This is a genomic window from Burkholderia sp. ZZQ-2 (assembly GCF_050768715.1).
Classification (GTDB): domain Bacteria; phylum Pseudomonadota; class Gammaproteobacteria; order Burkholderiales; family Burkholderiaceae; genus Burkholderia; species Burkholderia cepacia.
The window spans coordinates 1-342 of the sequence record NZ_LDVA01000226.1; the positions used below are offsets into that span (position 1 = coordinate 1).

General features: G+C 62.9%; 1 protein-coding gene. It reads right to left on the bottom strand.

Annotation, left to right across the window (positions count from 1 at the left end):
- Window positions 1-114: 114 nt before the first annotated feature.
- Window positions 115-342: hypothetical protein (locus ABY44_RS15345; protein ID WP_431641375.1), on the bottom strand; the 228-nt coding region annotated here is incomplete at its 5' end.

Genomic DNA, 342 nt, shown 5'->3' on the forward strand with positions numbered 1-342 from the left:
CACCTCTTGTAGCGAAGACCCTCCAGAGGATCCCATCGAATGATCTCAGGTGCTCGCTAGCGTCGAGTGTGAGCGGCGCCGGGGGTGTTGCGGGGACTTTCGCGTTCGACGGGCTCACGTGATGTCGGCGTCTTCGAGGATGTCCACTACGGGTGCAGGATCCTTCGCGGCAGCCAGCCACTCGATCGGCGTCATCCATTCCTGGGGGGCGACAGACTCATCGCTCGACCGCAAGTCGTCTTGAGGTGTTGTCATGAAGCCTTCGACGTCGGCCGGATCCCAGTCGGACGGGATCGCTCGGACGAGTAGGGGGAGGTGGGGGATCGTCGAGACCTTTTCGCC